The sequence below is a fragment of the Streptomyces sp. NPDC058880 genome, from assembly GCF_042742535.1.
Classification (GTDB): Bacteria; Actinomycetota; Actinomycetes; order Streptomycetales; family Streptomycetaceae; genus Streptomyces.
Genome location: NZ_JBHYMC010000116.1, coordinates 1 through 9,056 on the forward strand (window position 1 = coordinate 1; position 9,056 = coordinate 9,056).

Annotated in this window: 8 protein-coding genes; 6 read left to right on the forward strand and 2 right to left on the reverse strand. The window is 72.0% G+C overall.

Going from position 1 to position 9,056, the window contains the following annotated elements:
• Positions 1 to 40: 40 nt before the first annotated feature.
• Both ACFW2G_RS32570 and ACFW2G_RS32575 read right to left on the reverse strand, forming a co-directional pair.
• A complete protein-coding gene (locus ACFW2G_RS32570; protein ID WP_384448290.1) occupies positions 41 to 286 on the reverse strand; it encodes an antitoxin in 246 nt (81 codons plus the stop codon).
• Between the two features lie 23 nt (positions 287 to 309).
• A complete protein-coding gene (locus tag ACFW2G_RS32575; protein WP_370466464.1) occupies positions 310 to 477 on the reverse strand; it encodes a gliding motility protein in 168 nt (55 codons plus the stop codon).
• A gap of 240 nt (positions 478 to 717) precedes the next feature.
• On the opposite strand from ACFW2G_RS32575, the gene miaA reads away from it, so the two are divergent.
• The 6 genes from miaA to hflX all read left to right on the forward strand — a co-directional run bounded on the left by miaA (position 718) and on the right by hflX (position 8,860).
• Positions 718 to 1,656 (forward strand): tRNA (adenosine(37)-N6)-dimethylallyltransferase MiaA, encoded by a 939-nt coding sequence (gene miaA / locus ACFW2G_RS32580; protein ID WP_384448293.1) that lies wholly within the window; start codon positions 718 to 720, stop codon positions 1,654 to 1,656.
• 131 nt (positions 1,657 to 1,787) lie between these two features.
• On the forward strand, positions 1,788 to 2,300 hold the full coding sequence (locus tag ACFW2G_RS32585; protein WP_384448427.1) for a hypothetical protein: 513 nt from the start codon (positions 1,788 to 1,790) through the stop codon (positions 2,298 to 2,300).
• Between the two features lie 152 nt (positions 2,301 to 2,452).
• On the forward strand, positions 2,453 to 3,328 hold the full coding sequence (dapF, locus tag ACFW2G_RS32590; RefSeq protein ID WP_037929809.1) for a diaminopimelate epimerase: 876 nt from the start codon (positions 2,453 to 2,455) through the stop codon (positions 3,326 to 3,328).
• 140 nt (positions 3,329 to 3,468) lie between these two features.
• On the forward strand, positions 3,469 to 5,565 hold the full coding sequence (locus ACFW2G_RS32595) for a RelA/SpoT family protein (RefSeq protein ID WP_384448296.1): 2,097 nt from the start codon (positions 3,469 to 3,471) through the stop codon (positions 5,563 to 5,565).
• A 111-nt stretch (positions 5,566 to 5,676) separates the two neighbouring features.
• Positions 5,677 to 7,221 (forward strand): M1 family metallopeptidase, encoded by a 1,545-nt coding sequence (locus ACFW2G_RS32600; RefSeq protein WP_384584655.1) that lies wholly within the window; start codon positions 5,677 to 5,679, stop codon positions 7,219 to 7,221.
• Between the two features lie 133 nt (positions 7,222 to 7,354).
• Positions 7,355 to 8,860 carry a GTPase HflX gene (hflX, locus tag ACFW2G_RS32605; protein ID WP_037929802.1) on the forward strand — a complete coding sequence of 502 codons (1,506 nt, stop codon included), beginning with the start codon at positions 7,355 to 7,357 and terminating at the stop codon, positions 8,858 to 8,860.
• Positions 8,861 to 9,056 lie beyond the last annotated feature (196 nt).

Below are 9,056 nucleotides of genomic sequence, written 5' to 3' on the forward strand. Positions count from 1 at the left end.
AACCGGCACCAGCCGGTTCCAGGCCCCTTCCGTGACCGCGTCAGGAGGCGGCCGGAGGCGTCGGCCCGCCGGGGGTGTCCTTGTGCGCGATCTTCCCCAGGGCGTCCTTCGCCTTGCCCGTCCCACTCGTGATCTGGCCGCTGTACTTGCCCTTGGTCTTGGAGTCCACGGCCTTGGCGACCTTGTCCAGACCCTCGCTGATCTTGCCTTCGTGCTGCTGCGCGAGATCGCCGACCTTGTCCTTCGCCGGAGCGAGCTTGGCCTTCAGATTGTCCAGCAGGCCCATGGGTCACCTTCCGTTGGCGTGCGCTACGTACGGGCGCCCTCGCCGGCTTCGCTGTCCGCGGCCACCTCCGCCGACTGCTGCTTCGGAATCTCCACGGCTTCCGCCGGCTCGCTCTGTGCAGCAGCAGGCTCGCTCTCGCCGGCCGCACCGGACTCCGCCGCCGGAGCCGCGGTCGCGACCCCTTCGGTCACGGCCTCGTTCCTGCGACGGAAAAACCGATCAAAAACGCCCATGTCTACTCCCGTAACGTTACGCGTGCGAGTGAAGTTCCGCGTCGACCGAACCGGTCCGCGACCGGTCCGCGACCGGTCCGCGCCGGGCGTGCGCACGGCGCATTCCCCGGCCGGAACCCCGCCAGGGCAACGACCCCGGAATCACCCCGTCACGTAGCTCGATCGGGTACATCCCCCAAGGTTTGCGAGACTGGGGCCGTGAGGAAAGCAGCCCCCGCCCCGCGGGTCATCGCCGTCGTCGGTCCCACCGCGGCAGGAAAGTCCGACCTGGGCGTAGCCCTGGCCCGCCGGTTCGACGGAGAAGTCGTCAACGCCGACTCCATGCAGCTGTACCGGGGGATGGACATCGGCACCGCCAAGCTGACGACCGAGGAGCGCGGCGGCGTCCCGCACCACCTCCTCGACATCTGGGACGTCACCGACACCGCCAATGTCGCGGAGTACCAACGGCTGGCCCGCGGGGAGATCGACAAGCTGCTCGCCGAGGGCCGCACCCCCGTCCTCGTCGGCGGATCCGGCCTGTACGTCCGGGGCGCCCTGGACGTCATGGAGTTCCCCGGCACCGACCCCGAAGTCCGCGCCCGGCTGGAGGAGGAGGTCGCGCTGCGCGGGCCCGGCGCCCTGCACGCCCGCCTGGCCGCCGCCGACCCGGAAGCCGCCCGGGCCATCCTGCCCAGCAACGGCCGGCGCATCGTCCGCGCGCTGGAGGTCATCGAGATCACCGGCAAGCCGTTCACCGCGAACCTGCCCGGCCACGAGTCCGTCTACGACACGGTCCAGATCGGCGTCGACGTCGCCCGGCCCGAGCTCGACGAGCGGATCGCGCGGCGCGTCGACCGGATGTGGCAGGACGGCCTGGTGGACGAGGTCCGGGCGCTGGAGGCCCGCGGACTGCGCGACGGCATCACCGCCTCCCGGGCGCTGGGCTACCAGCAGGTGCTGACCGCGCTCGCGGGTGAGTGCACCGAGGACGAGGCACGGGCGGAGACCATCCGGGCGACCAAGCGCTTCGCCCGCCGCCAGGACTCCTGGTTCCGCCGCGATCCGCGCGTCCACTGGCTCAGTGGAGCTGCCGCAGACCGGGCGGAACTCCCCCAGCTCGCCGAGTCGTTGGTCGAACGAGCGGTTACAGCCTGATCACGTGATGGCATCGGGAAGCCCCGGGCGCCCGTAGCGGGGTCGGGGGCGTGCCATCATCAAACTCCAGCAGGTGCGATCACCTGCACTGCATGGCGGCGTACTGAGTCCGAGTGGGAGGGCGCGTGGCGATGGAGGCCGGCCCTCGCGACACCGGGCGGGACGACACCCGAAGGGAAGCGGACCCGATGCTTCTCGGCGGGACGGACGGGACCGCGGGCCTCGGGCTGCCCGCGGACCCCGCGCGGCTGACCTCGGACGGCCCGGACGCCCCGGACACCGCCGAGGCCGAGGCGGCCGCCGGAGCCGAGTTCGAGGTCGAACTGCGGCCGCAGCGCCGCCTGCGCGTGTGGCAGATCGCCCCCATCGTCATGCTCGCCGCCGCCGGCTCGTTGATGTTCGCCTTCCCCCTGGCCTTCGAGTTCGGTGACGGCGGAGCCGTGGTCGCCATGCTCGGCTTCCTCATCAGCTGCTGCGCCGGAGGCTGGGGGATGATGGCCGCCCGACGAGTCGGCTACACATGGCCCGGTCTCCCGGCCCGGGGGAGCGGCCGCCGCCCCGACTGGCGCATGGCCGCGCTGTACGCCGTGGTCGCGCTGGTCGTCGTAGGCCTCGCCGTGTACCGGGTCGCCCGGCTCCGCTGACCGCCGCCGGCGGCGGTGATCGTTCCAGGCTTCCGGCGACCGTCCCGGACCTCCCGTGACCGTCCCGGACCTCCCGTGACCGGCTCCGGGGCCCCGGTGACCCCCGACGGGTCGCCCGGCGCCCGTGAGCAGGGGCTCGGTACCATGGGCGGGTGACGCAGACCACCCTCTCCTTCCTCAAGGGCCACGGCACCGAGAACGACTTCGTGATCGTCCCGGACCCGGACAACGCCGTCGAGCTGCCCGCTTCCGCCGTCGCGAAGCTCTGCGACCGGCGCGCAGGCATCGGGGGCGACGGGGTCCTGCACGTCGTCCGGTCCGCAGCGCACCCCGAGGCGGCGCACCTGGCCGACGAGGCGGAGTGGTTCATGGACTACCGCAACAGCGACGGCTCCGTCGCCGAGATGTGCGGCAACGGCGTGCGCGTCTTCGCCCGCTACCTCCAGTACGCCGGCCACGTCGAGCCCGGTGACCTGACGGTCGCGACGCGCGGCGGCGTCAAGCGGGTGCACCTCGACAAGGGGGGCGACGTCACCGTCTCGATGGGCCGTGCCGCGTTCCCCGAGGGCGAGGTCACCGTCAGCGTCGGACCGCGCAGCTGGCCCGCCCGCAACGTGAACATGGGCAACCCGCACGCGGTCGCGTTCGTCGACAGCCTCGACGACGCCGGGAACCTCTTGACCGCCCCGCCGTTCAGCCCGGCGTCCGCCTACCCGACGGGTGTCAACGTCGAGTTCGTCGTCGACCGCGGCCCCCGCCACGTCGCCATGCGCGTCCACGAGCGCGGCTCCGGCGAGACCCGCTCCTGCGGCACCGGCGCCTGCGCCGTCGCCGTCGCCGCCATCCGCCGCGACGGCGTGGACCCCGCCGCCACCGGTGAGCCGGCCACGTACACCGTCGACCTCCCCGGCGGGACGCTCGTCATCACCGAACACCCCGACGGGCAGATCGACATGACCGGACCGGCCGTCATCGTGGCCGCGGGTGAGTTCGACGAAGCCTGGCTCACCGAAACGGCTTTCTCCTGAAGCCTCCCTCTAATGGGTGATCCGTTTCACGCTGTGCGAGAGGTGGACTGCGCCACGTGGTGGGGTCGGTAACATCAGGCACCGGCCCTGAGGGCTCACCCCATGCCCACCACCGCCGGTCGAAGCCGCCGGAGGTGCCCATGAGTGCAGAGGCCACGAACCCCGAAGCACACCCCGAAGTGCGCCCTGAGCTCCGCAGACGGGGCCGGAGCAGGCTCGATCTGCGCCGCCTCGGGCGCGCGGCGCTGCTCGGGCCGACGTCCCGGGACCGGCTCCCGGACGCAATCGGCCATGTCGCCGAGGCCCACCGCGCCCACCATCCGGACGCCGATATGTCCATTCTGCGGCGCGCCTATCTGCTCGCGGAGAGCTCTCACCGCGGCCAGATGCGAAAAAGTGGTGAGCCGTACATCACACATCCACTCGCCGTCACCCTGATCCTCGCCGAACTGGGCGCCGAAACCACCACCTTGACGGCCTCTCTGCTCCACGACACCGTCGAGGACACCGACGTGACCCTGGATCAGGTCCGCGCCGAGTTCGGCGACGAGGTCTGCTTCATCGTCGACGGCGTCACCAAGGTCGAGAAGATCGACTACGGTGCCGCGGCGGAACCGGAGACCTTCCGCAAGATGCTCGTCGCCACCGGCAACGACGTCCGCGTGATGTCCATCAAGCTCGCCGACCGGCTGCACAACATGCGCACGCTGGGCGTGATGCGGCCGGAGAAACAGGCCCGGATCGCCAAGGTCACCCGTGACGTCCTGATCCCGCTTGCCGAACGGCTCGGCGTACAGGCCCTCAAGACCGAACTGGAAGACCTCGTCTTCGCGATCCTGCACCCCGAGGAGTACGAGAGCACCCGCGCCCTCATCGCCGCCCACGCCGGCGAGCGCGACCCGCTGCCCGGCATCGCCGACTCCGTACGGACCGTCCTGCGGGAGGCGGGCATCGGCGCCGAAGTACAGGTAAGGCCGCGGCACTTCGTCTCCGTCCACCGGATCACCCGCACCCGCGGCGAGCTGCGCGGCTCCGACTTCGGGCGCATCCTCATCCTGGTCGGCGAGAACGCCGACTGCTACGCGGCACTGGGGGAGCTCCACACCTGTTTCACCCCGGTGGTCTCGGAGTTCAAGGACTTCATCGCCACCCCGAAGTTCAACCTCTACCAGTCCCTCCACACCGCCGTGGCCACCCCCGAGGGGTACGTGGCCGAGGTCATCGTGCGGACCCGACAGATGCACCGGGTCGCCGAGGCCGGCGTGGTGGCGCTCGGCAACCCGTACGCCACCGCGGCGCCGGACGCCACCGCGACGCCCGACGCCGCCGACCCGTACGAGGAGCGGGTGGACCCGACCCGGCCCGGCTGGCTGTCCCGGCTGCTCGACTGGCAGCAGTCCGCACCCGACCCGGACACCTTCTGGAGCGTGCTCCGCGCCGAGCTCGCGCAGGACCGGGAGATCACCGTCTTCCGGGCCGACGGGGGCACCCTGGGCCTGCCCGCCGGAGCCAGCTGCATCGACGCCGCCTACGCGCAGCACGGAGAGGCGGCCCACGGCTGCATCGGCGCCCGCGTCAACGGGCGCCTCGCCTCACTGTCCTCACCGCTGTCCGACGGTGACACCGTCCAGCTGCTGCTCGCGCAGGACGCCTCCTCCGGACCCGCCGCCGAGTGGCTGGACCACGCCCGGACGCCCGCCGCCCGCATCGCCATCAGCAGCTGGCTCGAATCCCATCCCGACCGGGCCATGGCCACCACCTCGGCCGCGCGGGCGCCGCTGTCGGTGGTCGGAGCCCGGGGCGGCGGGGCCAACGCCGTGGCCGACCTGCCGGACGCCACCGTCCGGATGGCCGGGTGCTGCACCCCGGTCCCGCCGGACGCCGTCGCCGGATTCGTCGTCCGCGGCGGAGCCGTCACCGTGCACCGGGTCCAGTGCGCGGCCGTGGCCCGGATGCGCGCCGTGGGCCGCACCTCCGTCGCCGTGCACTGGCGGGCCACCGCGGACTGCCGGGTCACCCTGCTCGCTGAATCGTTCGGCCGCCCGCATCTGCTGGCGGACCTGACCGAGGCCATCGCCCACGAGGGCGTCGAGGTGGTCTCCGCGACCGTCGAACCCCCGATCGAGGGCCGGGTCCGGCACACCTACACCCTCCAGCTGCCCGACGCGGCCGGCCTGCCCGCACTGATGCGCGCCATGCGTGACGTGCCGGGCGTGTACGACGTCGGCCGCGTGTAGGGCGACGGCGCCGGCCGGGCGTAGGCCGGTACGGCGCCGGAAGGTCCCGTTCGGGTGGCCCCGTCGCGCGCCGTACGCCGTCCCGCGGCGGGCGCTGGTAAGCGGTGGTGGATGCAGCTCTCCTCGCCCCGCCTGCGCGCCGCCCTGCTCGCCGCGGCCTCCCTCACCCTCGTCGCCGCGGTACTGCCCCCGCCGAAGCCCCTGGGCATCGGGGACCGCCTCTTCCCCGAGCTGGGGAACCCCGGCTACGACGTGCTCGCGTACGACCTGTCCTTCACGTACAAGGACAACCTGACCCCGCTCGACGCGGTCACCGTCATCGAGGCCCGGGCACTGGAGCCGCTGGAGCGCGTCAACCTGGACTTCACCCACGGCACAGTGGCGTCCGCCGAGGTGAACGGGGAGCCCGCACGCTTCGAGAGCGTTGGGGAGGACCTCGTACTGACCCCACCGCGGGCGGTGGCGGAGGGCGGCGCGCTGCGGATCACGGTCCGGCACACCAGCGACCCGCGCGGTCGCGGGGACGGCGGCTGGGTGCCCACCGAGGACGGTCTGGCCATGGCCAACCAGGCCGACGCCGCCCACCGCGTGTTCCCCTGTAACGACCACCCCGCCGACAAGGCCCTCTTCACCTTCCGGATCAGCGCACCCACCGGGCTCACAGCCGTCGCCAACGGCCTCCAGGCGGGCCCTGCCCGGCGCACGGGCCCCACCACGACGTGGACGTATCGGACCCGCCACCCCATGGCCACCGAGCTGGCCCAGGTCTCCGTGGGCCGCTCCGCCGTCGTCCACGGGACCGGACCGCACGGGCTGCCGCTGCGCGACGTGGTGCCCGCCGCCGACCGGCAGCGGCTCGACCCCTGGCTGAAGAAGACCGCCGGCCACATCGAGTGGATGGAGGAGCGCGTCGGCCGCTACCCGTTCGAGAACTACGGGGTGCTGATCGCGCGGGCGACGACCGGCTTCGAGCTGGAGACGCAGACCCTCTCGCTCTTCGAGAGCAGCCTGTTCTCCGGCGAGGGCTACCCCGAGTGGTACGTCGAGGCGGTGATGGTCCACGAGCTCGCCCATCAGTGGTTCGGCGACAGCGTCAGCCCCCGGACCTGGTCCGACCTGTGGCTCAACGAGGGACACGCCACCTGGTACGAGGCCCTGTACGCGGACGGCCTGGGCACGTACTCCCTGGAGCGGCGCATGCGCGAGGCGTACCAGCGCTCCGACCAGTGGCGGGCGGCGGGCGGCCCCCCGGCCGCCCCGAAGGCCGCGGCGCCCGGCGAGAAGATCGGGCTGTTCCGGCCGGTGGTCTACGACGGCGCCGCGCTGATCCTCTACGCACTGCGACAGGAGATCGGCGCCTCCGCCTTCGAGCGGATCGAACGCCGCTGGGTCACGCGGTACCGGGACGGGGTCGCGGGCACGGCCGACTTCGTCCGCCTGGCCTCGCAGGAGGCGGGTCGCGACCTCGGAGCCTTCCTGGAGCCGTGGCTGTACGGGACGAAGACCCCGCCGATGCCGGGGCACCCGGAGTGGAGCGCCCCGGCGGCGGACCGGGCCGCGCGGGGCAAGCAGGCACCGAGCATGGCCGCACCGGGCATGGCCGCACCGGGCGGGGCTGCGCCGGGCGGGGCTGCGCCCGGCGGGAAAAGGGTGTGACCGCCTACGAACGGGCATGTCACCATCGACGGGTCCGTTCGGGGAATCCCCGGGCGGTGTGACACGTTGGACGTGACATCCACCGTGTCCCCGCCAGGCGTGACACTGCTATTCGAATCGACGTAAGGATCCAATGACCTCCTCTTCTTCCGCTTCCCAGGACGAGCGGGACGCGACCGACGCGCGTGAACCGCAGAGCTTCACCGAGAGCCTTCGGGCCGATGCCCTGATGGAAGAGGACGTCGCCTGGAGCCACGAGATCGACGGAGACCGGGACGGCGACCAGTTCGACCGCTCCGAGCGCGCGGCCCTGCGCCGCGTCGCCGGTCTCTCCACCGAGCTCGAAGACGTCACCGAAGTCGAGTACCGACAGCTCCGCCTGGAGCGCGTGGTCCTCGTCGGCGTCTGGACCTCGGGCACCGTGCAGGACGCGGAGAACTCCCTCGCGGAGCTCGCCGCCCTCGCCGAGACGGCGGGCGCTCTCGTACTGGACGGCGTGATCCAGCGCCGTGACAAGCCGGACCCGGCCACCTTCATCGGTTCCGGCAAGGCCCGCGAGCTGCGCGACATCGTCATGGAGAGCGGCGCCGACACCGTCGTCTGCGACGGTGAGCTCAGCCCCGGCCAGCTCATTGCCCTCGAAGACGTCGTCAAGGTCAAGGTGGTCGACCGGACCGCCCTGATCCTCGACATCTTCGCCCAGCATGCCAAGTCCCGAGAGGGCAAGGCGCAGGTCGCACTCGCGCAGATGCAGTACATGCTGCCCCGGCTGCGCGGCTGGGGTCAGTCGCTGTCGCGGCAGATGGGCGGCGGCGGCGGTGGCGGCATGGCCACCCGAGGCCCCGGTGAGACCAAGATCGAGACCGACCGGCGACGCATCCGCGAGAAGATGGCGAAGATGCGCCGGGAGATCGCGGAGATGAAGACCGGCCGTGACATCAAGCGGCAGGAACGGCGCCGCAACAAGGTGCCCTCGGTCGCCATCGCCGGTTACACCAACGCGGGCAAGTCCTCACTGCTCAACCGTCTCACGGGCGCGGGCGTACTGGTGGAGAACGCGCTGTTCGCCACCCTCGACCCGACCGTGCGCCGGGCCGAGACACCCAGCGGCCGGATCTACACCCTCGCCGACACCGTCGGATTCGTCCGGCACCTGCCCCACCACCTCGTCGAGGCGTTCCGCTCCACGATGGAGGAGGTCGGCGACTCCGACCTCATCCTGCACATCGTCGACGGTTCCCACCCGGCTCCGGAGGAGCAGCTGGCGGCGGTGCGCGAGGTGATCCGCGAGGTCGGCGCGGTGAACGTGCCCGAGATCGTGGTGATCAACAAGGCCGACGCCGCGGACCCGCTGGTCCTGCAGCGGCTGCTGCGGATCGAGCGCCACTCCATCGCCGTCTCGGCCCGCACGGGCATGGGCATCGAGGAACTCCTCGCGCTCATCGACTCCGAGCTGCCTCGGCCCGAGGTCGAGGTGGAGGCCCTGGTGCCGTACACCCGCGGTTCGCTGGTTGCCAAGGCGCACGCCGAGGGCGAGGTGATCTCCGAGGAGCACACCCCGGAGGGCACTCTGCTCAAGGCACGCGTCCACCAGGAGCTTGCGGCGGACCTGGCGCCGTACACGCCGGCCAAGCAGTAGCCGGGCCGCTGCCGGCACCCTACGGCTGACCGCTGCCGCGTGCCGGGAGCGCCGGCACGACGGCATCGCCGAGACCTCCTCACGGGTGAGGGCCCCTGCACGCTTGGGTTCTAGCGGTCCTCGCAACACCCGCGATCTGTGGGAGTTGCGAGGACCGTGGGCGTTGAGCGTGGTGATCTTTCGGGGTTGCGGGAGC